Genomic DNA, 25523 nt, shown 5'->3' with positions numbered 1-25523 from the left:
CATTAGAAACCAAGTCAAGGGAACCAATGAACTTTTTTGAAGAGGCCACGCTGCGCCTAAAGCAGCAACTCAAGGTCACTGAAGACAAGCAGGTAGCGGAAGCTCTCGGACTGACATCGAATGCATGGACGCTTAGGAAGCGTCGATTTGCATTCCCAAAGACAGAGCTGTACGCCTTGGCTGCCAAGCGCTCCGATCTGAAGATCGACGTGGCCTATGTGCTGACGGGCATCACCTCAGAGGCCACAGCACTGCTGGAGGCTAAGCAGGCTCGCATCGCCCGCGCGGTGGACGCTGGCCTGTCGCCGGAAGAAGTGCGGGCGCAGGAGCGCGTCCAGGGGCCGGGGCCGTCTCCCGAACGCATCCGGCTGCTAGCGGAAATGCTGCCCGGCCTGCGTGCTGCGGAATTCGAGGCCGTATTCACGCAGGTGGAATCAATCACGCAGTTGCGCGAAGCACTGCAAGAGGCCAAAAAACCGCAATGACTGGGTTTGCGGCCTGCCCGTATCAGGCCGCTAAGGTAAAGGGAGTGGTATGCCGCAGTGGATCGACTCGCACGGTGTCCAGCTTGGGAACCTGCACACCTACGGAAAGCTATGGGTGTTTGACCGCTTACCGTATTTCAGCGGGAGCAGTGACAACGGTGCCACTGTTTTTCAAACTCAGGCGACCCAAGGAGATGGGGTCACTGATTTGGTTATTCGATGGTGGCTAGCTCTCGATATTGGCCCACCCGCTAATGGTGACCAAGCGCTGTTCGCACAATTCAATGCTGTCTTGTGCAAAGTGGCTCAACCTGTTGCACTCATCGTCCGAGATGCACACCTCTTGCGCGGGTCTGTGTTGAACAGTTTGCGGCTGCTAACTGAGTGGAAGGGCGCACGCATCGCCGTTTTATTGGAGGGCGATGTAAGCGCCATCGATATGGCTACGCGAGATTTCCCATCGTTCTATCAACGCGCAACGTATTGTGTGGAAGTTCAGAAGCTGTTTTAGGCCTCTGGCCTCAACCTCTCACGGCCTCCCGGCGTCAGTGGTTGCGGAATAGACGGCTTATGACTGTGCCTCACACGCTGGAAGCGCCGCATCGGCTGCACGCAGCAATGCTGTTTTTCCAGTATCAAATGAAGCTGCCGTTTCCACTGCAACCCGCAAGCAATCCACTATGGCCCGACGGATTGACACCGGCCAGTTTGCGGCAGCATTAAACGCAGCGATGTAGCAGGTGGCGTGTGCTTCGTCCCAGTCCATGGGTGGCTCCTGATTGGATGACCACCTGCCGGTGGCGTGAGGGGTGGAGCCGGTGCTCTGGGCGCTCTGGCGTGCGGTGACGCTCGGACACTCGTGGCACTCGAAGTGGCCCCGTTGATCGTTACAGTTAATTTATTCTATCCACAGACTGCGGCATCAAATAGTATCAGGCGCCACCCGGCGCCTTTTTTTACGGGCCCGCCGATATTGAGCATCCGTTAGCTAGTATCCCGGTCGCCCGCCCCTAAAAATCCTCGCATTGCCTGTGAGGATTTTTTATGTGCCAGTCATCCGCACTGTCGAGCACCACGAAATCGTGGATATCGTCCAACACCATCCTGCTTAATTTGATGATGCTGGTGGCCGTGTTCTTGGCGGGATTTGTGGCCCAGGCCGCTCCCGACATCATCCCCCCGACCATCCCGACGCATCAGGTGGGGGCCCTCGTGGTGGCGGTGTGCGTCATCAACATCATTGCCCGCCTTTTTGTCAGCACGCCCATCCTCAACAGGGGCGAGCCATTACCGTCCATCGACGGTCGGTGGTAACCGGCGCAATGCCGCTGTGGATGAGGAGCCCCCCGATGGCCGATGTACTGCAAGCCCTGCGCGATTGGCTGTCGCCCGTGGTGCTGCCGATCCTGGGTGTCATCTACACCTGGATCAAAACCAATGACCGCGATAACGCCGAGCAAATCAAGGCCGTGGCCAGTGACCTCGGCGACAAGATCAGCGCCCACGATGACCGGCTGAACCAGCTATCCGGTCGGGTTGAATCGATCGCTGCCAATCAGGCGCACCTGCCGAACCACGGCGAAGTCACCGACATCAAAGAGCGCCTGGCCCGGCTCGAAAGCACCGCCGAATCGCAAGGCCGCAGCCTCGAATCTCTGGCCACAGACGTCAGGGCCACACGCGGCGCCATTGAGACCGTGCGTGATTTTTTGCTGCACCACCCCATCCCCAAAGGAAAGTCATGAACAGCTTCGCCGACCACATGGCCGAACACCGGCGCTTGAAGATGCTGCATGTGCTGCTCTCCAGCAACGGCTACACCACCAACACGCACGCACTCAATGGCATGACGGCCCGCCTGGGCTACCCGGTGGAGATGGATCGCACCCGCACCGATGTGGCTTGGCTGGCCGAGCAAGGGCTGGTGGCGGTGGAGGACGTGGCGGGCCTGCAAATCGTCACGCTGACCGAACGTGGCCAGGACGCAGCCAACGGCCTGGCCCAAGTGCCCGGCGTCGCCCGCCCGCGCGCCGGGGAGGTGTGAGCACATGGCCCGCCGTTCATCCATCGAAGACCTGCCCAAGGAAACCCAGGAGCGGCTGGCCGACCTGATCCGAGAAGGCTGGACGCTGGACGAAATCACCCAGGTGCTCACCGACATGGGCGCCCAGGTGAGCCGCTCGGCGGTGGGCCGGTACGTGCAGAAGCAGAGCATGGCGATGCTGCGATACCAAGAGGCGCAGCAGGTGGCCAAGGTGTGGGTGGATCGAATCGAAGCCGAGCCGGATGGCGATGTGGCGCGCTTGCTGCCGCAGATGCTGAGTGCCGTGGCGTTCACTACCATTGATGCCATGAGCGATGCGGAGGATGGGGCTGGATCGATGGATGTGGCCTTGATGGCTCGCGCAATCAAGGACATGAGCAGCGCCAAGATCAACCACGCCAACCTGGAACTGAAGATGCGCGAGGTGCGCGAGCAGGAGCGTCGGAAGGCGCTGGAAGATGCCGCCAAGGTGGTGGGTGAAGCGGCCCGCGCCCAGGGCATGGATGAAGAGCAAGTGGACTTCTGGCGCCGCAAGGTTCTGGGGGTGAAGTGATGGCCGCTCCAGCCTCAGCACTGGCCCCACGTGCCGACACCACCCGCTATGTGGAGTGGGACGAGCTGCCGGACACCGTCAAATCCATCCCGCAGGGCTTCAACCCGTTGGCCGATGGTGTGCTGATGCGGCACCAGGCCGAGTGGGTCAGCATTGATGCGCCGATCAAAGTGTGCCCCAAGGGGCGCCGCACCGGAATCACGTTTTCCGAGGCGCTTGCCGACACCCTGATTGCAGCCTCCCGCCGCTCTGCCGGCGGCCAGAACATCTATTACATCGGCGACACGAAGGAGAAGGGCCTGGAGTTCGTGGGCTACGTGGCCCACCTTGCCCGCGTGATCGCCGAAGCCCAGGGCACCGGATGCAGCCGCATCGAAGAGTTCATCTTCAAAGACCAGCAGCCCGACGGCAGCACCAAAGACATCACAGCCTACCGCATCCGCTTTGCCTCTGGGTTTGCTGTGGTGGCGCTGTCTGCCAAACCGGCCAGCATCCGGGGCCTGCAAGGCATCGTGGTGATCGACGAAGCGGCGTTCCACGCCAAGGTGGCCGCCGTGCTGGAGGCCGCGACGGCGTTGCTCATCTGGGGCGGCAAGATTCGGGTCATCAGCTCGCACAACGGGAAGAAAAACCCGTTCAACCAGTTGGTGCGCGACATCGAAATGGGCCAGTACGGCCCCGATGCCAAGGTGTACACGGCCACGTTTGACGATGCCGTGCGCAATGGCCTGTACGAGCGCGTGTGCCTCATGACGCGGCAGCAGCCGACCGACGAAGGCAAGAAGAAGTGGTACACGCAGATTCGCCAGCTCTACGGCCCCCGCAAAGCCGCGATGCGCGAGGAGCTGGACGCCATCCCGCGCGACGGTGCCGGCGCATCCATCCCTGGCGTGTGGATCGACCGGGCGATGCGCGAGCCGCGCACCGTGCTGCGCCTGACGCTGGATGACGATTTCGTGCGCTTGCCCGACCAGGTGCGCCGCGACTACGCCAAGAGCTGGATCAAGCAGCACCTGCTGCCCGAGCTGGCCAAGCTGGACAAGAGCCAACAGCACGTTTTCGGGCAGGACTACGCGCGCCACCGCAACTTCACCGAGTTCACACCGATGGCGCTGACGCAGCAGCTCAAGCGCGTGGTTCCGTTCGTGGTGGAGCTGCACAACGTGCCGTCCCGGCAGCAAGAGCAGGTGCTGTGGGCGCTGATCGACGGCCTGCCCCGGTTTGCTGGCGGCTCGATGGATGCCACCGGCCCCGGCCAGCAGATGGCCGAGTACACGGCCGACCGCTACGGGCACCAGATGATCCACCAGATCACCCTCAACGTCGGGTGGTACGCCGCCTGGATGCCCAAGCTGGTGCAGCGCTTTGAGGATGACCACATCGACCTTCCCCGTGATGCCACGCTGGAGGCCGATCTGCGCTGTGTGGAGGATGTGGACGGTGTGCCGCGTGTGCCCGATGCCAACACGCGCGACCTGAAAGACCCGGAACTTTTCCGCCACGGCGATTTCGCCATCTCGCTGGCCCTGGCCGAGCACGCCGCCCTGAACCTGTGCGCCGAATTTGCGTTCGAGAGCGGCGGTGCGCGCTCTGACCCCAATGACATGGGAGCTTTCATTCATGGCTGACACGACGACCCGGCGCCGCGTGCGCGCCATCACCGAGCCGCTGCTCCCCACTGACACCCTGCCCACCGGCGGCGCCATGCCCCCGGCGGTGCTGGACACCGAGATCGGCCACCGGCTGCGCGACCCTTACGAACCGCTTTTCATGGGCATCATCCGGCCCAACGACAGCGTGCTGCGCGAGAAGGGCGGCTACCACGACTGGCGCATCTACCGCGACCTGAAGCGCGACGGCAAAGTCAGCAGCGGCATGAGCAAGTTCGTGGGCACGTTGCTGCGCTACCCCTACCAGATCACCCCGATCGACGACTCAGCCAAGGGCAAGGCGGATGCCGCGACGCTCAAGCGCATCCTCGACAACACACCGTTCAATCGCGCGTGCCGCAACTTGCTGGAGGCCGAGCTGGTGGGCTGGTCGGTGCTGGAGGTGGTGCCGACCTGGCGTGATGGGCTCATCGTGCCTGCTCAGATGGTGCAGCGCCCGCAGCGCCGCTTCGTGTACGTGCAAGACGACCCCACCCGTCCGCCCGAACTGCGGATGCTGTCCACCGTTGACATGATCCGGGGAGAAGCCATCCCACCCAAGCAATTTGTGGTTCACAAAGTGGGGGATGAGGACGACAACCCCTATGGGCTGGGCCGTGGGCATCAGCTTTACTGGCCCGTCTTTTTTAAGCGCAAGAGCATCGCGGCGTGGTCGAAATTGGTGGATCGATTCGGCTCGCCGACCCCGTGGGGCAAGTACCCCAACGGCGCCACGGGGCCGCAACGAGCCACGCTGCGCGACGCGCTGACCGCATTCAGCAACGATGGATTTGTGATGACGCCCGATGGCAACACCATCGAGCTGATCGAGAGCAAGCTCACTGGCAGCATCACCACGCAAGAAGCGCTGTGCCAGTACATGGATGACTGGATCGCTGAGGTGTGGTGCCAGCCCCCATCGCACGGCGCGGGCGGCGCCCAGGCGGCGGCGGCGGTGGAGCGGGAGCGCTTGCTGCTCGACCAGGTTCAGGCCGCCGACGAGCTGCTGAGCGACACGCTGAATGAAACCCTGCTGCGTTGGTTGTGCGAATGGAACAGCCTCACGCCGTGCAAGATCAGCCGCCAGATCAAGCCATCTGACGACCGCAAAGCGCGCGCCGATGCTGATTCGCAGGTGTACAGCATGGGCTACGAGCCCCAGCAGGAGTACATCGACGAGCATTACGGCACCGGCTGGCGCCCCAAGCAGCAACCGGCGCCCACCGGCCCGCAACCGGCGCCCGGCAACCCCACCCCGAGCGACAAGCCGCCCACGGACGGTGGCCCCGGCCTAAGCCTGGCCACAAAGCTGAGCCAGTTGATGGCGCGGCGCAACCCGGCCAGCTTTGCCGAGGGCCAGCCGGCCAAGCTGCCCGCCGACCAACTGGCGCTGGACAAGGCCGTGCAGGACTTGCCGCCCGAGATGCTGGCCAAAGTGGCCCGCGAGATGCTCACACCGCTGATGCAGGCGGTAGAGGAGGCCCAGAGCTTTGAGGAGCTGCTGGCCAAGCTGGAGACGGCGTTCCCCGGCGTGCCCACGGCAGAGCTGCAATCCACGCTCGCCGAGGCGATGTTCAGCGCCGAGCTGCACGGTGTGGCCAGCGTGGACGCTGAGGCCGCCTGACCATGCCCACGCTCGCCCTTGACCTGACCCAGCCCCCGGCGGATGCCGTCGAGTTCTTCGACGGCAAAGGCAACCGCCTGACCTGGGACTGGCGCGACATGCTGCGCCAGGATCACGACCTGGCGTTCGCCGTGGCCAAGGCCACCAGCGAGGAGGTGCTGGGCACCATCCGCACCCAGGTGGCCACGGCCATCGGCCAGGGCATGACGTTTGCCGAGTTCAAGCGCACCCTCAAGCCGCAACTGCAAGACCTGGGCTGGTGGGGACGCCAAGAGCTGCTGGATGGCGACACCGGCGAGGTGACCACGGTGCAACTGGGCAGCGACCGGCGCTTGCGCACCATCTACCAGACCAACCTCCAGACCGCCTACATGGCCGGGCGCTACCAGCGCATGGTGGGCAATGCGACTGACCGGCCCTATTGGCGTTACGTGGCGATCATGGACGGGCGCACGCGGCCCAGACACCGCGAGCTGCACGGGCGTGTTTTCCGCTGGGATGACCCGATCTGGAAGATCATCTACCCACCCAACGGGTTTGGCTGCCGGTGCCGTGTGGTGGCGATGACCGAGGACGAATTCCAAGGGCTGGGCATCGAGCTGAGCAACGGCGAGGGGATGATCGTCACCAAGACAGTGACGATGCCAGACGGCCGCAAGGTCAAGGTGACGGGTCTCAAGGGCATCCTGCCCGGCGGTGGCGACTTCTTCCCAGACGTGGGGTGGGACTACAACCCCGGCGACTACCGGGCCGCAAAAACTCGGCTGGAAAGCGTCGCGGAAGAGAAGGCAGCGATGGCCAAGCGGGCGAAGAAGGCTGCGCGCGCCAAGGTGGATGCAACGCCGCCTGAGCCTCTCAAGCCCGCCGAGCCGCCGCCGTTTGACGCCAGCACCGAGGCCGGTACGTGGCATCAGCCAGCTTGGGCAGGCGCGCCGGCGTGGCTGCGGGATGTGGTGCTGCGCGAGCAGGCGGTGTCTGTGCAGCGCCTCGACAAAAACGGCGCCTGGGCTTTCGTTGGTAGGCTCATCGACATGGATGGGCACAGCCCCACGGCGGCGCGCTCCCAATCCACGTGGCGGCATGAGTTTGGGCACATCCTGGATTACCGGCTGGGTCAAGGCAAGGGCTACATCAGCAGCACCGACCCGTTCACATCCGCCGCCGATCGGGACGCCGCCGCACTGACCGCCGCCGTTGTTCAGCGGGCGCAAAACATGGCGGCATACGCCTCGGACGCCGCACAAATAGCCGCTGCGCCCGAGCGTGCCCTTCTCGACGCATGCGCTGCCATGGGCATGACGCCGGACGACCTGCGCCGGGTCATGCAAAGCACTCCACACGACATCAGCGCCCCAGCCACCGCATGGCCCACGACGCTACGGCGTGATGTTTTCATCATGGTTGATGCCCTCAAAGCCCGCGATGTAGAGCGCTTCTTGCGCCGCGCCGTGGGGACGACAGGCGCAGCATCCAGGGCTGCATATGCCATTGACGGCGCCCTGGTCAGTCTGGCCGACCTGGTCGGCGCCCTGACGCGCAACGCGGTGTGCTCTCCCAGCATGGGATACCCCGGGCACTCGGACGCGTATTACGCAGGCCACAGCCACCGATCTGCCACCGAGGCATTTGCCAATCTGACGGCGCTGGCAGGCCACAGCGCCGGCTGGTGGAAAATCGTCACCCATCTGATGCCCAATTTGGCCGCACTGTATGAGCGCACCATCACTGCCCGTTGATCCCTCTGCCGCCCGCCTGTTCGCGGCGGCTGACGCCTACGCGCAGCGCTTTGGCCAAGAGCCAAATGTGTGGATCGTCGGGGTTTCTGACCAGCGCATGGCCGCAACGCTGGAGCAGGCCGTTGCCACTGGCCAGCCCATCCCCGCCGACTACGACTGGTACACCCACCTACAGCCTGATGCGGTGGCCTGACCGTGCTGGAGGTCATCGCCAACGGGTTTGGCCAGAGCCAGCAATGGCTCGAAGGGATGCACACCCGGCTGACCAACCTCACACCGCTGTACAAGCGCCTGGCTGGGACGCTGGAGGCGGCAGCCGAGGCCAATTTCTCTGCCGAGGGGCGCCCCAAGTGGCAACCGCTGGCCGCATCGACGCTGGCACGGCGCCTCAAAAGCAACAAGGGCAGCTCTGTCCTGATGATGTTGCAGGATCACGGCTTGCTGGCCGCGTCCGTGTCCTCGGATTACGGCCCCGATTTTGTGGTGATCGGAGCGGGCGGGGCTGCTTCAGCCTACGCCGCCGCCCAACAGTTTGGCGCGACCATCAACCGTGCCCCGTATTCCATTAAGGTACGCCTGCGCACCGACGCAAAGGGCAACCTGCTGCGCCAAGGCAAAAGCGGCAATTTGGCCGTTTTCGCCAAGGACAAGCACAAGCGGGCTCGGGAGAGCTGGCATGAGGTCAAGCCGTTCACGATCCGCATCCCAGCGCGCCCGTACCTGCCATTCACCGGCACCGCAGAGGCCCCAGAGCTACAACCTCAGGCCGAAACGAGCCTGCTGGCCACCATCACCCGGTACATCTACGACACCACGGATTGATTGCACAGGCTGCAACTGATTTGCAGAGGCATCCCAGAGGCATCCCGTCATATCCCATCAAATCCCGGATTTATCGCGCCTTCATCTCTCTGGATATCTCACTCCCCCTTACCTAGGAGCTTCCCATGAGCACGCCGCTTTACGCCATTCCTGGCCAAACCGTGGCCCGCGCTGCGGTGCCGGCACCGGTGGTGGTTGATCCGCTGGCCAGCGCCCGCACCGTGGCCGATGTGCTGGCACACAGCCAAGTCGAGCCGGTGATGGCGCTGCTGGAGCGCGATCTGGTGGGTTTGGCGCCAGTCAAGCAGCGCATCCGAGACATTGCTGCGCTGCTGGTGATCGACAAACTGCGCCACAACTTCGGTCTGGCCGCGCAGTCTCCCAGCCTGCACATGTGTTTCACCGGCAACCCCGGCACGGGCAAAACCACGGTGGCGCTGCGCATGGCCGAAATCCTGCACCGCCTGGGCTACTGCCGCCAGGGTCATTTGGTGGCGGTGACGCGGGACGATCTGGTGGGCCAGTACATCGGCCACACCGCGCCCAAGACCAAGGAGATCCTGAAAAAAGCGATGGGCGGTGTGCTGTTCATCGACGAGGCTTACTACCTCTACAAACCCGACAACGAACGCGATTACGGCCAAGAAGCCATCGAGATCCTGCTCCAAGTGATGGAGAACCAGCGTGACGACTTGGTGGTGATCCTGGCGGGCTACAAGAACCGGATGGACACCTTTTTCCAGTCCAACCCCGGCATGAGCAGCCGCATCGCGCATCACCTCGATTTTCCGGATTACGCGGTGGACGAGCTGCTCCACATCTCCGACCACATGCTGGCCCAGCAGCACTACCGCTACGGCGAAGGCGCCCGCGAGGTGTTTCTGGCTTACCTGGAGCGGCGTCTTCAGCAGCCGCACTTTGCCAATGCGCGCAGCGTGCGCAATGCACTGGAGCGCGCTCGCTTGCGCCAGGCCAGCCGGCTGTTCGCCGATCGTGAGCGCGTGCTCACCGAAGCGGATCTCACCACGCTCGAAGGGGCAGACATCCGCGCCAGTCGCGTCTTTGCCGCCGCTGGTTGAGCTGCCATTCCAGCAAATTCCGGCCCAAAACCACAACAACAAACCACAACGAGACACCACCATGCCCCTGAGCAACCGCAGCACCCTCACGCAGTACCTGATCGAACAGCGCCGACGTTTCCCTGCCGCCAGCGGTGAGTTGAACGCGCTGATCCTGGATGTGGCACTGGCCTGCAAATCCATCGCCCAGGCGGTGGCCTTTGGTGAACTGGGCGGTGTGCTGGGTGACCACCAGCTCAACACCGCCGAAGGCGGCGCCGTCAACGTGCAAGGCGAGGTGCAAAAAAAGCTGGACGTGCTGTCCAACGACGTTTTTTGCAAACTCAACGAATGGGGCGGCCACCTGGCTGGGCTGGCGTCCGAGGAGATGGCGCACCCGAGTCAGATCCCGGCGGGTTACCCACGCGGCAAGTATTTGCTGGTGTTCGACCCGCTGGATGGCAGCAGCAACATTGATGTGAACGTGTCGGTGGGCAGTATTTTTTCCATCCTGCGGGCGCCTGAGGACGTGATCGCCAGCGGGCGTGATGTGGTGGAGGCCGATTTTTGCAGCCTGGCACCACCCAAGTGGCCGCCGGTTATGCGCTCTATGGGCCCACAACGATGCTGGTGCTTTCGGTGGGCAATGGCGTGGTGGGTTTCACCTTGCACCCCAATTTGCGCGAATTTTTCCTCACCCATCCGAACATCCAGGTGCCGGTGGACACGCAGGAATTTGCCATCAATGCCAGCAACCGGCGTTTCTGGGAGCCGCCGGTTAAGCGCTACGTCGATGAGTGCTTGGCTGGGCGCACGGGGCCACGTGGCAAGGATTTCAACATGCGCTGGATCGCCAGCATGGTGGCCGAGGCGCACCGTATCTTGATGCGCGGTGGCGTGTTCCTCTACCCGCGTGACACCAAGGATGCGACCAAACCAGGCCGTCTGCGCCTGCTCTACGAGGCCAACCCGGTGGGCTTTTTGATGGAACAAGCGGGCGGGCGTGCTTCCACCGGGCGCCAACCGGTGCTGGGCGTGGGGCCTTCGGCGCTGCACCAGCGCATTGGGTTGGTGTTCGGCTCGAAGAACGAGGTTGAGCGCATTGAGCGTTACCACCGCGAGCCGGCTGAGTCTGAGCACGTGGAGCCGCTGTTTCGGGAGCGCAGTTTGTTCCGCGATTGAGGTGCCCCCTCTCCCCGGCCCTCTCCCACAAGGGGAGAGGGAGAAATGCCTTTAAAGCCCCTCTCCCCTCGTGGGAGAGGGGTTGGGGTGAGGGGGATGCCTCGCCCAACACGCTCGCTTTTCACAACATCAGGAGACATCGGCATGTCCGCCAAACATCCCATCATTGCTATCACGGGTTCATCCGGCGCGGGCACCAGTTCGGTGACGCGCACCTTCGAAAACATCTTCCGGCGCGAGAAGATCAACGCCGCCCTCATCGAGGGCGACAGCTTCCACCGCTACGACCGCCAAGAGATGCGCCAGCGCCAGCAAGACGCCGAGCGCGACGGCGACAAACATTTCAGCCACTTCGGCCCCGAAAACAATCTGTTCTCCGAGCTGGAGCGGCTGTTTGCCAGTTACAGCGAAACAGGCTCCGGCCAGCGCCGCAAGTACCTGCACGATCCGGTGGAGGCCGCGCCCTACCAGCAGCCGCCCGGCACGTTCACCCCCTGGGAAACCTTGCCCCCAGGCACCGACCTGCTGTTTTACGAAGGTCTGCATGGCGCGGTGGTGACGCCCGAGGTCAACATCGCTCGCCACCCGGATTTGCTGGTGGGTGTGGTGCCCGTCATCAACCTGGAGTGGATTCAGAAGCTCTATCGCGACAAAAACGTGCGCGGCTACTCCGCCGAAGCGGTCACGGACACCATCTTGCGTCGCATGCCCGACTACGTGCATTACATCTGCCCGCAGTTCACCCACACGCATGTGAACTTCCAGCGCGTGCCGGTGGTGGACACCAGCAACCCCTTCATCGCCCGCGACATCCCGACGGCCGATGAAAGCATTTGTGTCATTCGCTTTGCCAACCCCAAGGGCATCGATTTTTCTTACCTGCTGAACATGATCCACGACTCGTGGATGAGCCGCGCCAACACCCTGGTGGTGCCCGGCGGCAAGATGGAGCTGGCGATGCAGCTCATCTTCACCCCGTTCATCTGGCGAATGATGGAGCGCCGCCAACGTGCGCTGGGAGCCCTCTGACATGGCTTCGAACTCCAATGACCGCGTGATCCGCGATGACAACGGCCAGCGCAACATCCTGGCCAACGCCCTGCGTGCCCTGGCGATGGATGCCGTGCAGCAAGCGAACTCCGGCCATCCCGGCGCACCGATGGGCATGGCCGAGATGGCGGTGGCGCTGTGGCACCGTCACTTGAAGCACAACCCGGCCAACCCGCGCTGGTGGGATCGAGACCGTTTCGTGCTGTCCAACGGCCACGCCAGCATGCTGCTGTACGCGCTGCTGCACCTCACCGGCTACGACCTGCCGATGGCCGAGCTGAAGCGCTTTCGCCAGCGCGGCAGCCTCACCCCTGGTCACCCGGAGGTGGATCACACCCCCGGCGTGGAAACCACCACCGGCCCGCTGGGTCAGGGCCTGACCAACGCGGTGGGCATGGCGCTGGCCGAAAAGCTGCTGGCCGATGAATTCAACCGCGACGGCCACAGCGTCATCGACCACCGCACCTACGTCTTCCTGGGCGATGGCTGTTTGATGGAAGGCATCAGCCAAGAGGCAATCTCGCTGGCGGGGACGCTGGGCCTGGGCAAGCTGGTGGCGTTGTATGACGACAACGGCATCAGCATCGACGGTGCCGTGCAAGGCTGGTTTGCCGACAACACCGCGATGCGCTTTGAAGCCTGCGGCTGGCAGGTGATCGGCCCGGTGGATGGCCACGATGGGGCGGCGCTGGATGCGGCCCTCACCCAAGCGCGTTCGCAAACGGCGCAGCCGGTGCTCATCATCTGCCGCACCACCATTGGCAAGGGTTCACCGGCGCGAGAAGGCACGGCCAAGGCGCACGGCGAACCGCTGGGGGCGGCTGAGATTGCCGCGACCCGCGCCGCCCTGGGCTGGACAGCCGCGCCGTTTGAAGTGCCCGCCGACGTGGCCCAAACCTGGGACGCTCGTCCAGCCGGCCAAGCCGCTGAAGAGGCTTGGCAAGCGTGCTGGAACGCCTACGCTGTCGCCCACCCCGCGCTGGCTGCCGAGCTGGCCCGCCGCATGGCCGGTGAACTTCCCGAGGGGTTTGTCGCAGAAATGGAATGGCAAACCGCACTGGCCCAGGTGCGGCAATCCAGCGTAGCCAGCCGCAAAGCCTCGCAGTTGGCGCTTGCCGCGCTGGCGCCGCAATGCCCCGAGCTGCTCGGAGGTTCAGCCGATCTCACCGCCTCCAACCTCACCGATTGGCCGGGCTGCGGCACAGTGCGTGCCGGGCAGCCTGGCGGGCGCCACATCCACTACGGGGTGCGTGAGTTCGGTATGGCGGCGATCATGAACGGCATCGCGCTGCACGGTGGGTTCATCCCGTTTGGCGGCACTTTCATGACCTTCAGCGATTACAGCCGCAACGCCATTCGCATGGCCGCGCTGATGCGCCGCCAAGTCATCCATGTGCTGACGCACGACTCCATCGCCCTGGGTGAAGACGGCCCGACGCACCAACCGGTGGAGCATGCCGCCAGCTTGCGCCTCATCCCGCATCTGGACGTGTGGCGGCCATGTGATGAGACCGAAACCTTTGCAGCCTGGGCCAGCGCGTTGGAAGAACGCCAGCGTCCCACCGTGCTGCTGTTGAGCCGCCAAAACCTGGCACCGCAGGCGCGTGATGCCCAACAGGTGGCCGACATCCGCCGGGGCGCTTATGTGCTGAGCGAGCGTGAGGACGCACAGGCCGTGCTCATCGCCACCGGCTCGGAAGTGGCGCTGGCCCTGGCCGCACAAGCCTTGCTGGACGCAGCGGGCGTGCCGGTGCGGGTGGTGTCCATGCCCAGCACCACGGTGTTTGATCGGCAAGACGCCGCCTGGCGCCGCCATGTGCTGCCCGCTGGCCTGCCGCGTGTGGCGGTGGAGGCCGGTGCCACCCGACTCTGGTACGCCTACGGCTGCGCCAACGTGTTGGGGCTGGATGACTTCGGCGCGTCGGCACCGGGGCCGCAGTTGCTGCGGGATTTCGGCTTCACGCCTGAAAACCTCGCTGCCAAGGTGCAGCACGTGTTGGCCTGCGCCTGAGCCCAAGGAGTCGCCATGCACTACCGGGTTCTTTCTTTCGATTTGGACGGTACTTTGGTGGACACCGCCGAAGAAATCGCCCTGTCCGCCAACCGAGCTTTAGCAGATGTCGGTTTGCCGCCGCAGCCGCTGGCCCGCATTGAGCGCTGCATCGGCCACGGGGCGCGGCAAATGATGCTGCGGCTGCTGGCAGAGTTGTTCCTCGAACAGCCATCCTGGGTCGAGCGTGTGCGAGTGGAGCAGGTGTTGGCGCGTTTGGAGCACCACTACGCCGACTGTGCGGGCACCTGCGTCCGCCCTTACCCCGGCGCCTTGGCGACGTTGGCTCAACTGAACGAACACGGTGTGCGCGTGGCCTGCCTGACCAACAAAGAAGAACGTTTTGCACGGCGCGTGCTGGAAGCGGCAGGGCTGAGCCAGGCCCTGGCTTTGCTGGTCGGCGGCGACAGCTTGCCGCAGCGAAAACCCAGTCCACAACCTTTGCGCCACCTCATCCAGCGCCTGGGTGGTGAACCCTACCAAGCTGCGCATGTGGGCGATTCAGCGGTGGACGTGCAAACCGCCCGCGCCGCCGGGGTGGCTGCTTGGGCGGTACCTTGGGGCTACAACGGTGGCGAACCGGTGACGCTGGCGCAGCCCGATCGGTTGTTCGAGAGTTTGCCTGCTGTTGCGGCCCACGTTTTGGCTGGCCACCGGGTTCACGTCGCTACCTGCCCGGTGGTTTGACAGAGCCTGCCTGCCGGTGGCAGGGGGGTCTGCTCCCCGGCAGGTGGGCTCTCTTTTTTGATTTTTGTTTTGGGAGACAAACCGATGGCCCTGATTGCCTTGCGCCAACTGTTGGATCACGCCGCCGAACATGGCTACGGTGTCCCGGCCTTCAACGTCAACAACTTGGAGCAGATCCACGCCATCATGCGGGCGGCCCAGGCCAGCGACAGCCCGGTCATCCTGCAAGCCAGCGCCGGAGCGCGCCAATATGCCGGGGAGGCTTATCTGCGCCACATGGTGCTGGCCGCCATCGAAACCCACCCGGACATTCCGGTGTGTTTGCACCAGGATCATGGCGCCTCGCCGGCGGTGTGCATCCAGGCCATTCGCTCGGGGTTCTCCAGCGTGATGATGGACGGCTCGCTGCTGGCCGATGCCAAGACGCCGGCCAGCTACGACTACAACGTAGCCGTCACCGCCGAGGTGTGCAAGCTGGCCCACGCCGTGGGTGTGAGTGTGGAGGGTGAGCTGGGCTGCCTGGGTTCGCTGGAAACCGGCGACGCAGGCGAGGAAGACGGCGTGGGCGCCGTCGGCAAACTCAGCCACGCGCAGATGCTCACCGATCCGAACGAGGCCCGCGATTTTGTGGCCCGCACCGGCGTGGATGCACTGGCCATTGCGATTGGCACCAGTCACGGCGCCTACAAGTTCACCCGTCCGCCCACCGGTGAGGTGCTGGCCATCGACCGCATTGGGCAAATCCAGGCGGCCGTGCCCAACACCCATTTGGTGATGCACGGTTCCAGCAGCGTGCCGCAGGAGTGGCTGGCCATCATTCGCCAGTACGGCGGCGATCTGAAAGAAACCTATGGCGTGCCCGTCGAAGAGATCGTGCGTGGCATTGCCAGCGGGGTGCGCAAAGTCAACATCGATACCGACATCCGCTTGGCGATGTTCGGTGCCATGCGCCAGCTCATGGCCACCCAACCCGCCGAGTTTGATCCACGTAAGGCGCTGACTGCCGCCACCAAGGCAGCACAAGCCATTTGCCAAGCGCGGTTTGAGGCGTTTGGTTGTGCAGGCCAGGCCAGCCGCATCCGGCCACTGCCTTTGGAAGCCATGATCCCGTGCTATGCCTCAAGCCACCACGCCTGAGGATGGCCTCCCAAACTTGGCATCGGGTGTGGCGTGTAATGAACACACTGGCCTTTTAAAAATAAGCAAATGGTTATATTTGCGTTCCTTTTCCCATGACCTGTTTCCAGGAGACACATGATGACTGCGTTGATGTTGCGTACCGCTGCCGTTGCCGCCATGCTGGCGGCGCCGATGCTCGCCCAAGCCAATCTGGCGCTGGCCCAGAAGAACGCCTGCATGGCCTGCCATGGGGTGGATAAGAAAGTGGTGGGCCCGGCCTACCAAGACGTGGCCAAAAAGTACGCCGGCCAAGCTGATGCCCAGGCGAAGGTCGAGGCCAGCATCCGCGCTGGTGGTTCGGGCAAGTGGGGCGCAGTGCCCATGCCCGCACAGGCGCAACTGAGTGACGCCGACGTGAAAACGCTGGCGGCTTGGATCCTGTCCGGCGCTAAGTGATCGGCGGCTGCGAGCGTTGTTCAGGCCTTCGACCACCAGTGTTCGATGGCTTCAGCTACCTGGGCATCCGATGGCGGCAGCAAGAAATTGTGATGCTGTCGCTGTGGCAGCAACCGCCAGCGTAAGGCTGGCGCGGGCCACCAGCGCTGCCAATCCGCTCGCTTTTGTTCAGCGCGGCGCCCCACCAGCACGGCCAGCAGAGGTGTCTCATCCACCGCTGGATGCAGGTGCGGTTGCATCAAACAATGTGCGAACACACGGCGGAAGTCGAGCGCGTGGCGCACGCTGGACGTGGGGTTACCTTCGCCGTGGCGAGGCTGCATCCATGTCTCCAATTCTTCCCGTGGCGTGGCTTGGTTGGGCACTGGGGCGTCCAGTACCACCAAGCCCGACACGCGCCGGCCCAGTTGTCGCAGCGCATCACGCAACGGTAGCAGCAGGGCGACACCCGCAGAAAAACCGCCCAGCACCACGCTGGCGGCTGTGTGAAGGCGGCTCTCGCGTTGAATCGCCTGGGCATAAAACAGCGCCATGGCTTCCAGTGAGGGAAACAGTTGTGCCAGTTGCTCCGGCGACACCGGTTGCGGCCCTTGCAGGGCGTACACCGGACGGCTGGAGGGGAACTGTTTCACCAGATGCGTGAAAATTTGGCTGCCCCCGTCGATGCCATGGATCAAGACCAAAGGGACGTGGGGTGATTCCCCGATTTGCAAGCACGCCAAGGGCGAGCGCAGCCGCCCTGTGGGGGCGGTGGCCGATGTCAAGAGCCAGCGAGTCAGGTCGGCGGGCGTTGGGTGGCGGTAGACCTCGGCCATGGGCACAGGACGCTGCACATGCGGCTGGAGCGCTGCGCACAGCCGCGCTACCCCCAGGGAGCTGCCACCCAGTTCCATGAAATGGTCGTCGGCAGAACAACTGGGCAACTCCAACATTTGCGCCCAGAGTCGCTGCAAGTGCGCGCACAACGCCGCAGCGGTCTCGGAGGCCCAGGGCATCGTGTGGGTCGGCGCGGCGGATGCTTCGATCCAGTGCAGCAACGCACGGCGATGGAGTTTGCCGTTGGCATCGAGCGGCCAATCGGGCACCGACACCCAGCGCCTGGGCAGCATGTAGCTGGGCAGCCGTTGTGCCGCTTCGCTGGCCAAGCGATGGGGTTGCAGGGTTCGGCCAGGATGGGGGCGCACACAGGCCACCAACTGCGGGCCTTGCGCAGCGGCTTGTGCCAGCACCGCTGCGTTGAGCACGCCGTCCAAGCTTTGCAGGGTGGCTTCGATCTCGGCCAGTTCCACCCGGTGGCCGCGAATTTTGACTTGGGCGTCACGCCGTCCGAAAAACTCCAAAACGCCGTCGGGACGCCAAGCACCCAAGTCACCGCTGCGGTACATGCGAGCATCTGGGCGGGCGGGATCGGGGATGAAATGTGCTGCACTCAAGGTCGCATCACCGACATACCCGAGCGCCACACCGTCCCCAGCAATGCAGATCTCACCCACATGGCCCGGGGGAACCGGGCGCAGGGCCTCATCCAGCACATGGAGCGTGGTATTGCCGATCGGGCGGCCAATGGGCAAGGGCTGGCCCCCAGCGGTGTCGGCCAGGGTGATGGGGTGCAGGGTGGCGAAGGTGGTGGTTTCGGTGGGGCCGTACCCATTGAACAGTCGCACCTGCGGGTGTGCCTGTTGTACCCGCCGAACGCCGGCGGGTGACAGGACGTCACCGCCCGCCAACAGTTGGCGCACTCCGACCAAACTGGCCAGATGCTGGCGGGTGAACTGCTCAAACAGGGCAGCGGTGAGCCAGAGGGTGGTGATGCGCTCGTGCGCAATGCAGTGGGCCAACGCCGCTGGATCGATGGGGCCCGCCGGTGCGATCACCAACGTGGCACCGTGCAGCAAAGCGCCCCAGATCTCGAACGTACTGGCGTCGAACCCCAAGGGAGCAGCGTGCAGCATCCGTTCCTCCGGGCCAAGATGCACCGGGGCCAGCCCATGTACCAGCCGCAGCACTTGGCGGTGACCCACAGCCACGGCCTTGGGGGTGCCAGTGGAGCCAGAGGTGAAAAGCACATACGCTGCCTGCGCTGAACTGACCGGGCTGGGTGGGGGGCAGGCCGGTGGGGTTGGACTGGGCAAGGCATCCAGGTGCAGCACTTCCAGCGATTGGCCTTCCAGTGCTTGTGCGGCGCCATGGGCGCGCAGGCTCAGCACCAAGGACACGCCACCGAGTTGCACCAGGCGTTGTAACCGTTCAGGTGGATCGTCGGGTGAGAGCGGCAAGTAAGCGCCACCTGCCCGCAAAATCGCCAGCAAGGCCACGATGGCGTGGCTGGATCGGGCGATCAACAGCCCCACCGGGTGACCTGGGGGCATCCGGTGCCGCTCCATGGCATGGGCGACATGGGATGCCAAAGTTTCGACCCGCGCTGCCAGATCGGCGTAACACCAAGCGTGCCCAGCCATTTGCAGGGCGATCGCCTGAGGCGTGCGGGCGGCCTGGGCGGCAAAAGCGTGGGCCAGTGACGTGTCCGGTGCAGGCAAAGGCTGGGTTGTGGCATTCCACGCGGCCAAGCGGGCGTGCTCTTGCGGGGTCAACCGGTGAGTGCGAAACCAATCGCCCAGCGGCTGGTGGGCCGTTTCGGGGAGTCGGTGGGCGGCGTCGAGCCAGTGGTCGAGCAAGCCCTGTGCCAGTGGGGCAGGCACATGGGCCGTGGCGTAATTCAAGCTGCCGGCGCAGTGTCCAGCATCGGCGCTCCAAACCCATTGCAAGTGCTCTTGGGTGTCCAGTGGCGGCAGGGGCCAAGCGTGGCTGTCGGGCAGGATGCCGGCTTCGCGGGTGCGTCGATTGGGCGCCAACAGCAGGCTGGCCCAAGGAATGCGCCCAGGCTCACGCATGGGCTGAAGCGCTTCGATCAGCACCTCCATTGGCAAGTCGGCGAAGGGCAAGTCCTCATTCAGACGTTGTTGGGCCTGACGCAGCACATCCATAAAACTTTGGTGAGGCGCGAAATCCAAGCGCAGCAGGGCCAGGTTGACCAGATGACCCACGCTGCGCGCCCACGCTCGCTGGCGGCGTTGACTGACCGGGTAGGCCAACACCACGTCCGGCTGCATGTGGATGCGGTACATCGACCAAGCCGCCAGCGTGGCCACCAAACAAAAATCCGAGGCTTCGACGTGTCGAGCCAGTTGCCGCAGGGCTTGCCAGCGTGTGTCATCCAAGCGCCACGCCAGGCTGCGTGTGCGAGGCTGGGCGTCCCCTTGGGCACCATGGGGGGGGCTCCATGGCCATGCTTTTCGTGTCGGCACGCCGGTCAGGCGCTGTTGCCAATGGGCCAGTGCGCGTTCACGGTCTGGGCCACCCGGTTGCCAGCGCTGCTGCTCGGACAACACCCATTCGCAAAACGGGCGAGCGGGGCGCCGTGGCCGGCCTGCCAAATGGTCGGCCAGGGCCCGCAGGACGTGCAGGATGCTCTCGCCATCGGCCACGCTGTGATGCAGGCTGAGCATGAACAGCAGGCGGCCCGGGATCTGTGCATCGGGCGCGGCGGCAGCGCGGATCAGGGGGCCACGCAACAGATCGAAGGGAGCCCACGCCAAGGAGGTCAGTGCTGCCACCGCCTGCTCAGGCGGCATGGGAGGCAGTTCTTGGAAGGGCAGGACAAACCCCGAAGCGGGAACCGTGTGCCACATCGGCACCAAGGCACCTTCGGGCAGGTGCATGTGCCCACGCAGCACCGGGTGGGCGTTGACGACCGCCTCCAAGGCGGCACGCAGCCCAGCGCAGCCCACGGCATGGTGCAGTGTCTGGATCGACACGACCTGCATGGCCGTGCTGTCGGGACACTGCCGATCGAACCACCAGAGCATGCGCTGTCCAGCGCTCAGGGGGAAAAGGTCAAAACAAGGCGTGGACAAGGACATGCAAACAAGCGCGGGTGAAGCCTCAAGCGGCGAGCAGCTCTTCGATCAAGGTGTGCAAGGCGGTGAAGTCCGGCTCCCCAACGTAGCGCTTGACGATGCGGCCACGCTTGTCGATCAGGATCGACGTGGGGGTGAGACGGATGTCCCCAAAGCCTCGGGCCAGTGATGCATCCCGATCCAAGGCAACGGCGAAGGGCAACTGGCGTGTCTGAGCGAAGTTGGACACATAGTCCGGGGGATCGTAGCTCATGGCGACGGCCAGGGTGTCGTAGCCCCGGGATTGGTATTTTTGGTAAGTGCTGACCAGATGTGGCATTTCGCGTACGCAGGTGCTGCAACTGGTGGCCCAAAAATTGACCAGCAGCACCCGTCCCTGGTGGGCACCGATGCGGCGGCTTTGCCCATTGAGTAAGGTGTAAGGCAGGTCGGGGGCCGTGTCCTGGGATCCGCATGCACTCAAGGACGCGGCCAGCGGGGGCAGCCACAAACCTGCGGTGAGGGCCAGATGTTGGCGGCGATTCATCTCAAACTCCTGCAAATGAGGGGGGGCGTCAGGTGGCGGTGCGCTGCGCGCAGCGCAGCAACGCGGCCAAAGTGGCTGGGGCGTTGCTGATCATGCCGTCGTGTCCCGTGGCGATGGCCTCGACGTTCCAGCCCGGTTCACGCCGCACCCGTTGACGGCTGGCTTCGATGGTGCCGAGCGCGGGTTGGGTGAAGTCGATGAAGGTGCGCGGCACGTGTGCGAACGCTGCGGGGTCAAAAGACAGCGGGTCGTCGTACAGCCGTCCGGGTTGGGGCACTTGGCGGCGGCGCACCCACGCATGATCGGCCCCCAGCAGACCGAGGACGGTCGGATCAGCCGGTTCGATCATGCCGCTGCGGGCGATTTGCTCGCGGCGAGCGGCCTGCACAGCCGGGGCATGGGTGCTCGACCAGCTTTCGCCCGGACGAGGCACGACAGCGTCCAAGTACACCAAATGCGCCAGGCGCTGCGCACAACGCGCCGCCACGCCAGTGATGATCAGACCGCCATAGCTGTGTCCGACCAAGATCACCCGGTTCAGTTCCTCGGCTTCGAGCAGCGCCACCACATCGGTCACATGATCTTGCACCGATACATCGGGGCGTGTCTCATGGGCACGGGCACCCAACCCTGTCAGATCCAGGGTGAAGGCCCGATGCCCCGCTTGCCACAGCCCCGGCACGATGCGTTGCCAGCACCAGGCCCCATGCCAGGCCCCGTGCACCAAAACGAAGTCCGCCATGTGCGCTCCTTGGTTTCTTGTCCACTGCGTCATGAGATTGTGGCGTGGCTGTGCCGATAATCCGCCCATGCCTGCTTTGCTGATCGTTGCCCATGTGCCCTTGGCCTCTGCCCTCAAGGCGGCGGCGGCGCACGTTTATCCGGCCGAATGTGCCACCCGTGTCCAGGCGCTGGACGTTTTGCCGGATTGGTCGGCAGAGGAGGTTGAGACTCGCATCAACGGGCTGCTGGCCGCTGGAGCCGAGCCTTCAACGCTGATCTTCACCGACGTGTTTGGCGCCACCCCCTGCAATGGAGCGCAACGCGTAGCCGATGGGCTGTCGGTACGGCTGATTGCTGGCGTCAATGTGCCCATGCTGTGGCGCACGCTGTGCTACGCCGATGAATCACTGGAGGCGCTGGTCAACCGAGCCGTTTCTGGCGGCAACTTGGGGGTGATCCAGGTGCCCGTGCTGCGCCCGCAAAATCAAACACAGACCACTCGACGCCATGATCAAAACCACGCTCACCATCAGCAATAAGCTTGGATTGCACGCCCGTGCCTCAGCCAAACTCACCAAACTGGCGGGCCGTTTCAAGTGTGAAGTGTTCCTGACCCGTAACAGTCGGCGCGTCAACGCCAAAAGCATCATGGGCGTCATGATGCTGGCGGCGGGTTTGGGCAGCACGGTTGAGCTGGAAACCGATGGCGTGGACGAAGAACATGCCACCGAGGCCATCACCGAGCTTATCAACGACAAGTTCGGCGAGGGCCAGTGAGCGACGGGCTCACACCTCGTTGAGAAAGTGGCGCCGATAGCGCGTGGGCATATCGCCCATGCGCAGCAGCATCGGCAAATCGGCGGTGTGAAAATCAGGATCCCAAGCCGGGGCGCCCAGCACTTTGGCGCCGCAGCGCAAGTACCCTTTGATCAGCGCAGGGGGCTCGACCACCAACGTTTGGTTCAAAGCCTCGATCGGCAAGGGCAAGCGCGGACGCACTTGATGCTCAATGGGGGCCAGGTGGGTTTGGCTCAAGCGCTGCCACAAGCTGGCCGCTGAGTGTCCGCCGTCGCACATGCTGACGCTGGCGCAGCCCACGACGCTGTCCAAACCGTTGTCGTGCATGAAACGCGCCAGCGCAGTCCACAGCGTCAAAATCACCGCTCCGCTGCGGTGTGCCGGATGAACGCACGATCGCCCCAGTTCCGCCATGCGAGGGCGCAGGGCGCGCAGCCGAGTCAAATCGAACTCGGTGTCGCTGTAGTAACCCCCTGCCCTGCGGGCGGCGCTGGGCGTTAGCACACGGTAGGTGCCAACCACCTGAGCCGGCGTGTCGTGGTGGGCCACCGTGCGCACCAAGAGATGTTCGCAGTAAGGGTCGAACACATCGGCATCGTGGCCCGCAGGGACGTTGGGCAAGCTGGGCAGCCGGGCACCCATCTCATCGGCAAAAACGGCATGGCGCAGCCGTTGAGCGGCGCGCACATCCTCGTCATGCCGTGCCCAAAGGGCCTCGTACGCCAGCGGTGCCGGCGCGGTTGGGCGCACATCGGCAGTGATGACAGACCTTGCCAAGCCTGCCGGCCACAAAAATGGCGCCTCGCGCATCACACTCTCTCCAAGAAGAAGCCATGCAGCCGATGGTCTGAGGCTGTCGTGACCCCGGCGTGACGTTGAAATGACCTCTATATGACGCACATGCCCCCGCTCCTGTCAGAAATGACTGGTTCTCCCTGGGCGTGCCCCCTGATCCTGACTGCTACATTGCAGCCATGAGCATCCAAGTTTTTGGTTTGCCCGTCTCGCGGGGCGTGGCGATTGGTCGCGCCGTGCTGGTCGCATCCAGCCGGGTGGACGTGGCGCATTACTTCATCGAACCTCATCAAGCCGAGCGCGAGGTGGATCGCCTGCGCTGTGCCCGCGACGAAGTGGCCGCCGAGCTGATGGCCCTGAAGCAAGACGTGCCGGAAGAGGCACATGCCGAGCTGGTCGCCTTACTCGACGTTCATTTGATGATGCTCCACGACGAGATGCTCATCGAGGCCGTCAAGCAGTGGGTGGTCGAGCGCCACTACAACGCCGAGTGGGCCATCACGGCGCAGCTCGAAGTCGTGGCACGCCAGTTCGACGAAATGGAAGACGAGTACCTGCGCGAGCGCAAAGCCGATTTAGAGCAGGTGGTTGAGCGCATGTTGCGCGCTTTGTCCAACGACGTGGGGGTAATGGGCGCGGCCCACGCCAGCCTGCAAGCCGCGTCGCGTGAAGATCCGCTGGTGCTGATCGCCAGCGACATCGCGCCTGCTGACATGATGCATTTCAAGCGCAGCGTCTTCACCGGCTTTGTGACCGACGTGGGTGGGCGGACATCGCACACCGCCATCGTTGCACGCAGCATGGACATTCCAGCGGTGGTCGGTACACGCGAGGCCAGTCGGTTGGTGCGCCAAGACGATTGGGTCGTGATCGATGGTGATGCCGGCGTGCTGATCGTGAATCCTCCGCCCATTGTGTTGGAGGAGTACCGCTTCCGTCAGCGTCAGAGTGAGTTGGAACGCGCCCGGTTGCACCGGTTGCGCCACGCGCCGTGCGTCACCCTGGATGGGCAGCACATCGATCTGCTGGCCAACATCGAGCTGCCCTCGGATGCGCAAGTGGCGCTAGAGGCCGGGGCGGTCGGCGTGGGGCTGTTCCGCAGCGAGTTCATGTTCATGAATCGGGGGGGGCGTTTGCCGGACGAGGAAGAGCAATTCCGAGGTTACCGAACGGCAGTTCAAGCCCTCAACGGGTTACCGGTGACGATCCGCACCATTGATGTGGGTGCCGACAAGCCGTTGGATCGCATGTCGACCCACGAGCTGCGCCACGAGCACACCCTCAACCCGGCGCTGGGCTTGCGGGCGATTCGGTGGAGCCTGTCAGAGCCCGAGATGTTTGGCGAACAATTGCGGGCCATTTTGCGTGCCAGCACCCATGGCAAGGTGCGGCTGCTGATTCCGATGGTGGCGCACCTGCGTGAGATTTTGCAAGTGAGGCAAGCCTTGGAGCAGGCATGCCGTGAGCTTGACGAAGCCGGACATGCCTATGCGCAGGTTGAATTGGGCGCCATGATCGAAGTGCCGGCTGCGGCGTTGATGTTGCCGCTGTTTCTTAGGCACTTTGATTTTGTGTCGATTGGCACGAACGATCTGATTCAGTACACCTTGGCGATCGATCGCGCCGATGAAGCAGTGGCGCACCTGTATGACGCATGGCATCCCGCCGTGTTGCAGTTGGTCGCGCAGACCATTGCGCAGGCGAACGCGGCGGGCAAGCCAGTGTCCGTCTGTGGAGAGATGGCGGGGGATCCGGCTTTTACCGAGTTGTTGCTGGCGATGGGTTTGCGCAGCTTCTCCATGCACCCGGCCCAAATCAGCTCGATCAAACAGCGCATTTTGCGCACAGATGCGCGGCAGCTTGCGGGGCTGGTCGAGCACGTTCTGGCATCTGACGAACCGCAAGACGCCTGTGTGGCGTGGCTAAGCCGGGCACGGCGTCTCACGCATTGAGTCTTTTTGCGAAAAGACTTGCGATTGAAGTTCATGTTGATGCATAATTCGCCCCTCGGTTGCAGCGCCGGGGCGGCAGAAGTCGTTTCAAGTTGCGATCGAAAAGAGCAGCAAATAAGTTGTTGACAAGTTTGAAAAAACAAATCACAATCTCGCTTCTCTGCTGAATTAGATCAGCGCGCTCTTTAACAAGTAACAGCCGATAAGCGTGGGTGTTTGAAGGCGAGTGACAGAAGTGTTTGGCTTCCTTGGGAGTCAAATGCAAGTCGCAAGACTTTAAATGCTCATGGAAGTGAA

Annotated in this window: 25 protein-coding genes and 1 pseudogene; 21 read left to right on the top strand and 5 right to left on the bottom strand. The window is 63.8% G+C overall.

Annotated elements, in window-relative coordinates:
* The first annotated feature begins 26 nt into the window (after nt 1–26).
* Together VITFI_RS03090 and VITFI_RS03085 are read left to right on the top strand one after the other, a co-directional pair.
* Nucleotides 27–485: a hypothetical protein gene (locus tag VITFI_RS03090; RefSeq protein WP_157725538.1), complete on the top strand. Its 459-nt coding sequence runs from the start codon at nt 27–29 to the stop codon at nt 483–485.
* 49 nt (nt 486–534) lie between these two features.
* On the top strand, nt 535–996 hold the full coding sequence (locus VITFI_RS03085) for a hypothetical protein (protein ID WP_089415761.1): 462 nt from the start codon (nt 535–537) through the stop codon (nt 994–996).
* 57 nt (nt 997–1053) lie between these two features.
* On the opposite strand, the gene VITFI_RS18350 is transcribed toward VITFI_RS03085, so the two are convergent.
* Nucleotides 1054–1251 carry a hypothetical protein gene (locus tag VITFI_RS18350; RefSeq protein ID WP_157725537.1) on the bottom strand — a complete coding sequence of 66 codons (198 nt, stop codon included), beginning with the start codon at nt 1249–1251 and terminating at the stop codon, nt 1054–1056.
* 278 nt (nt 1252–1529) lie between these two features.
* On the opposite strand from VITFI_RS18350, the gene VITFI_RS03080 reads away from it, so the two are divergent.
* The 16 genes and pseudogenes from VITFI_RS03080 (at nt 1530) to VITFI_RS03005 (ending at nt 16515) form a co-directional block, all read left to right on the top strand.
* Nucleotides 1530–1799, top strand: coding sequence for a hypothetical protein (locus tag VITFI_RS03080; protein WP_157725536.1), 270 nt, complete (start codon nt 1530–1532; stop codon nt 1797–1799).
* A 35-nt stretch (nt 1800–1834) separates the two neighbouring features.
* Nucleotides 1835–2230, top strand: coding sequence for a hypothetical protein (locus VITFI_RS03075; protein ID WP_089415759.1), 396 nt, complete (start codon nt 1835–1837; stop codon nt 2228–2230).
* Nucleotides 2227–2529: a VpaChn25_0724 family phage protein gene (locus tag VITFI_RS03070; RefSeq protein ID WP_089415758.1), complete on the top strand. Its 303-nt coding sequence runs from the start codon at nt 2227–2229 to the stop codon at nt 2527–2529. The genes VITFI_RS03075 and VITFI_RS03070 overlap by 4 nt, the downstream gene beginning before the upstream one ends.
* A 4-nt stretch (nt 2530–2533) precedes the next feature.
* Nucleotides 2534–3082 carry a phage protein Gp27 family protein gene (locus VITFI_RS03065; RefSeq protein ID WP_089415757.1) on the top strand — a complete coding sequence of 183 codons (549 nt, stop codon included), beginning with the start codon at nt 2534–2536 and terminating at the stop codon, nt 3080–3082.
* On the top strand, nt 3082–4710 hold the full coding sequence (locus VITFI_RS03060; protein WP_198301592.1) for a hypothetical protein: 1629 nt from the start codon (nt 3082–3084) through the stop codon (nt 4708–4710). The genes VITFI_RS03065 and VITFI_RS03060 overlap by 1 nt, the downstream gene beginning before the upstream one ends.
* Entirely contained in the window at nt 4703–6355 is a 1653-nt protein-coding gene (locus VITFI_RS03055) for a phage portal protein family protein (RefSeq protein ID WP_157725535.1), read from the top strand. Before VITFI_RS03060 ends, VITFI_RS03055 begins: the two co-directional genes overlap by 8 nt.
* 2 nt (nt 6356–6357) lie before the next feature.
* Nucleotides 6358–8091: a phage head morphogenesis protein gene (locus VITFI_RS03050; protein WP_089415755.1), complete on the top strand. Its 1734-nt coding sequence runs from the start codon at nt 6358–6360 to the stop codon at nt 8089–8091.
* The gene (locus VITFI_RS03045) at nt 8066–8284 is read left to right on the top strand and encodes a hypothetical protein (protein ID WP_089415754.1); all 219 of its coding nucleotides are present in this window, start codon (nt 8066–8068) and stop codon (nt 8282–8284) included. Before VITFI_RS03050 ends, VITFI_RS03045 begins: the two co-directional genes overlap by 26 nt.
* A 2-nt stretch (nt 8285–8286) precedes the next feature.
* Entirely contained in the window at nt 8287–8913 is a 627-nt protein-coding gene (locus tag VITFI_RS03040; RefSeq protein ID WP_157725534.1) for a phage virion morphogenesis protein, read from the top strand.
* A 125-nt stretch (nt 8914–9038) separates the two neighbouring features.
* On the top strand, nt 9039–9992 hold the full coding sequence (gene cbbX, locus VITFI_RS03035) for a CbbX protein (protein ID WP_089415753.1): 954 nt from the start codon (nt 9039–9041) through the stop codon (nt 9990–9992).
* Between the two features lie 61 nt (nt 9993–10053).
* Nucleotides 10054–11153 (top strand): annotated as a pseudogene (locus tag VITFI_RS18855) (class 1 fructose-bisphosphatase).
* A gap of 144 nt (nt 11154–11297) precedes the next feature.
* Nucleotides 11298–12182: a phosphoribulokinase gene (locus tag VITFI_RS03025; protein ID WP_089415752.1), complete on the top strand. Its 885-nt coding sequence runs from the start codon at nt 11298–11300 to the stop codon at nt 12180–12182.
* Nucleotide 12183: 1 nt separating this feature from the next.
* A complete protein-coding gene (gene tkt / locus VITFI_RS03020; protein WP_089415751.1) occupies nt 12184–14214 on the top strand; it encodes a transketolase in 2031 nt (676 codons plus the stop codon).
* 15 nt (nt 14215–14229) lie between these two features.
* Entirely contained in the window at nt 14230–14940 is a 711-nt protein-coding gene (gene gph / locus VITFI_RS03015; protein ID WP_089415750.1) for a phosphoglycolate phosphatase, read from the top strand.
* Nucleotides 14941–15024: 84 nt separating this feature from the next.
* A complete protein-coding gene (gene fba, locus VITFI_RS03010) occupies nt 15025–16077 on the top strand; it encodes a class II fructose-bisphosphate aldolase (RefSeq protein WP_089415749.1) in 1053 nt (350 codons plus the stop codon).
* A 117-nt stretch (nt 16078–16194) separates the two neighbouring features.
* On the top strand, nt 16195–16515 hold the full coding sequence (locus tag VITFI_RS03005; RefSeq protein ID WP_232476657.1) for a c-type cytochrome: 321 nt from the start codon (nt 16195–16197) through the stop codon (nt 16513–16515).
* 20 nt (nt 16516–16535) lie between these two features.
* On the opposite strand, the gene VITFI_RS03000 is transcribed toward VITFI_RS03005, so the two are convergent.
* Genes VITFI_RS03000 through VITFI_RS02990 form a run of 3 tightly spaced genes read right to left on the bottom strand, consistent with a single transcriptional unit; the run spans nt 16536 to nt 21700 of the window.
* Nucleotides 16536–20435, bottom strand: coding sequence for a non-ribosomal peptide synthetase (locus VITFI_RS03000; protein WP_089415748.1), 3900 nt, complete (start codon nt 20433–20435; stop codon nt 16536–16538).
* Between the two features lie 22 nt (nt 20436–20457).
* The gene (locus tag VITFI_RS02995; protein ID WP_089415747.1) at nt 20458–20958 is read right to left on the bottom strand and encodes a TlpA disulfide reductase family protein; all 501 of its coding nucleotides are present in this window, start codon (nt 20956–20958) and stop codon (nt 20458–20460) included.
* A gap of 28 nt (nt 20959–20986) precedes the next feature.
* Nucleotides 20987–21700 (bottom strand): alpha/beta fold hydrolase, encoded by a 714-nt coding sequence (locus tag VITFI_RS02990; RefSeq protein WP_089415746.1) that lies wholly within the window; start codon nt 21698–21700, stop codon nt 20987–20989.
* Between the two features lie 67 nt (nt 21701–21767).
* Here VITFI_RS02990 and VITFI_RS02985 point away from each other — a divergent pair, with 67 nt between their 5' ends.
* Complete coding sequence (locus VITFI_RS02985) at nt 21768–22220, top strand: PTS sugar transporter subunit IIA (RefSeq protein ID WP_089415745.1); 453 nt, start codon at nt 21768–21770, stop codon at nt 22218–22220.
* Nucleotides 22189–22458, top strand: coding sequence for an HPr family phosphocarrier protein (locus VITFI_RS02980; protein ID WP_089415744.1), 270 nt, complete (start codon nt 22189–22191; stop codon nt 22456–22458). The genes VITFI_RS02985 and VITFI_RS02980 overlap by 32 nt, the downstream gene beginning before the upstream one ends.
* 9 nt (nt 22459–22467) lie before the next feature.
* Here the strand turns inward: VITFI_RS02980 and VITFI_RS02975 are convergent, their stop codons facing one another.
* On the bottom strand, nt 22468–23289 hold the full coding sequence (locus tag VITFI_RS02975) for a GNAT family N-acetyltransferase (protein ID WP_089415743.1): 822 nt from the start codon (nt 23287–23289) through the stop codon (nt 22468–22470).
* 164 nt (nt 23290–23453) lie between these two features.
* On the opposite strand from VITFI_RS02975, the gene ptsP reads away from it, so the two are divergent.
* Nucleotides 23454–25226 (top strand): phosphoenolpyruvate--protein phosphotransferase, encoded by a 1773-nt coding sequence (gene ptsP, locus VITFI_RS02970; RefSeq protein WP_089415742.1) that lies wholly within the window; start codon nt 23454–23456, stop codon nt 25224–25226.
* Nucleotides 25227–25523: the final 297 nt, after the last annotated feature.

Origin of the sequence: Vitreoscilla filiformis (assembly GCF_002222655.1) — a bacterium.
Taxonomy (GTDB): Bacteria; Pseudomonadota; Gammaproteobacteria; order Burkholderiales; family Burkholderiaceae_C; genus Ideonella; species Ideonella filiformis.
This window is presented reverse-complemented; position numbering and strand designations above follow the sequence as displayed.

Coding starts and splice junctions, on each gene's coding strand:
- VITFI_RS02980 (WP_089415744.1), top strand. CDS start 22,189: ATGATCAAAACCACGCTCACCATCAGCAATAAGCTTGGATTGCACGCC.
- VITFI_RS03090 (WP_157725538.1), top strand. CDS start 27: ATGAACTTTTTTGAAGAGGCCACGCTGCGCCTAAAGCAGCAACTCAAG.
- VITFI_RS03070 (WP_089415758.1), top strand. CDS start 2,227: ATGAACAGCTTCGCCGACCACATGGCCGAACACCGGCGCTTGAAGATG.
- fba (WP_089415749.1), top strand. CDS start 15,025: ATGGCCCTGATTGCCTTGCGCCAACTGTTGGATCACGCCGCCGAACAT.
- cbbX (WP_089415753.1), top strand. CDS start 9,039: ATGAGCACGCCGCTTTACGCCATTCCTGGCCAAACCGTGGCCCGCGCT.
- VITFI_RS03025 (WP_089415752.1), top strand. CDS start 11,298: ATGTCCGCCAAACATCCCATCATTGCTATCACGGGTTCATCCGGCGCG.
- VITFI_RS02975 (WP_089415743.1), bottom strand. CDS start 23,289: ATGCGCGAGGCGCCATTTTTGTGGCCGGCAGGCTTGGCAAGGTCTGTC.
- ptsP (WP_089415742.1), top strand. CDS start 23,454: ATGAGCATCCAAGTTTTTGGTTTGCCCGTCTCGCGGGGCGTGGCGATT.
- VITFI_RS03005 (WP_232476657.1), top strand. CDS start 16,195: ATGATGACTGCGTTGATGTTGCGTACCGCTGCCGTTGCCGCCATGCTG.
- VITFI_RS03000 (WP_089415748.1), bottom strand. CDS start 20,435: ATGTCCTTGTCCACGCCTTGTTTTGACCTTTTCCCCCTGAGCGCTGGA.
- VITFI_RS03075 (WP_089415759.1), top strand. CDS start 1,835: ATGGCCGATGTACTGCAAGCCCTGCGCGATTGGCTGTCGCCCGTGGTG.
- gph (WP_089415750.1), top strand. CDS start 14,230: ATGCACTACCGGGTTCTTTCTTTCGATTTGGACGGTACTTTGGTGGAC.
- VITFI_RS03080 (WP_157725536.1), top strand. CDS start 1,530: ATGTGCCAGTCATCCGCACTGTCGAGCACCACGAAATCGTGGATATCG.
- VITFI_RS02990 (WP_089415746.1), bottom strand. CDS start 21,700: ATGGCGGACTTCGTTTTGGTGCACGGGGCCTGGCATGGGGCCTGGTGC.
- VITFI_RS02985 (WP_089415745.1), top strand. CDS start 21,768: ATGCCTGCTTTGCTGATCGTTGCCCATGTGCCCTTGGCCTCTGCCCTC.
- tkt (WP_089415751.1), top strand. CDS start 12,184: ATGGCTTCGAACTCCAATGACCGCGTGATCCGCGATGACAACGGCCAG.
- VITFI_RS18350 (WP_157725537.1), bottom strand. CDS start 1,251: ATGGACTGGGACGAAGCACACGCCACCTGCTACATCGCTGCGTTTAAT.
- VITFI_RS03085 (WP_089415761.1), top strand. CDS start 535: ATGCCGCAGTGGATCGACTCGCACGGTGTCCAGCTTGGGAACCTGCAC.
- VITFI_RS03055 (WP_157725535.1), top strand. CDS start 4,703: ATGGCTGACACGACGACCCGGCGCCGCGTGCGCGCCATCACCGAGCCG.
- VITFI_RS03045 (WP_089415754.1), top strand. CDS start 8,066: ATGAGCGCACCATCACTGCCCGTTGATCCCTCTGCCGCCCGCCTGTTC.
- VITFI_RS03060 (WP_198301592.1), top strand. CDS start 3,082: ATGGCCGCTCCAGCCTCAGCACTGGCCCCACGTGCCGACACCACCCGC.
- VITFI_RS02995 (WP_089415747.1), bottom strand. CDS start 20,958: ATGAATCGCCGCCAACATCTGGCCCTCACCGCAGGTTTGTGGCTGCCC.
- VITFI_RS03050 (WP_089415755.1), top strand. CDS start 6,358: ATGCCCACGCTCGCCCTTGACCTGACCCAGCCCCCGGCGGATGCCGTC.
- VITFI_RS03065 (WP_089415757.1), top strand. CDS start 2,534: ATGGCCCGCCGTTCATCCATCGAAGACCTGCCCAAGGAAACCCAGGAG.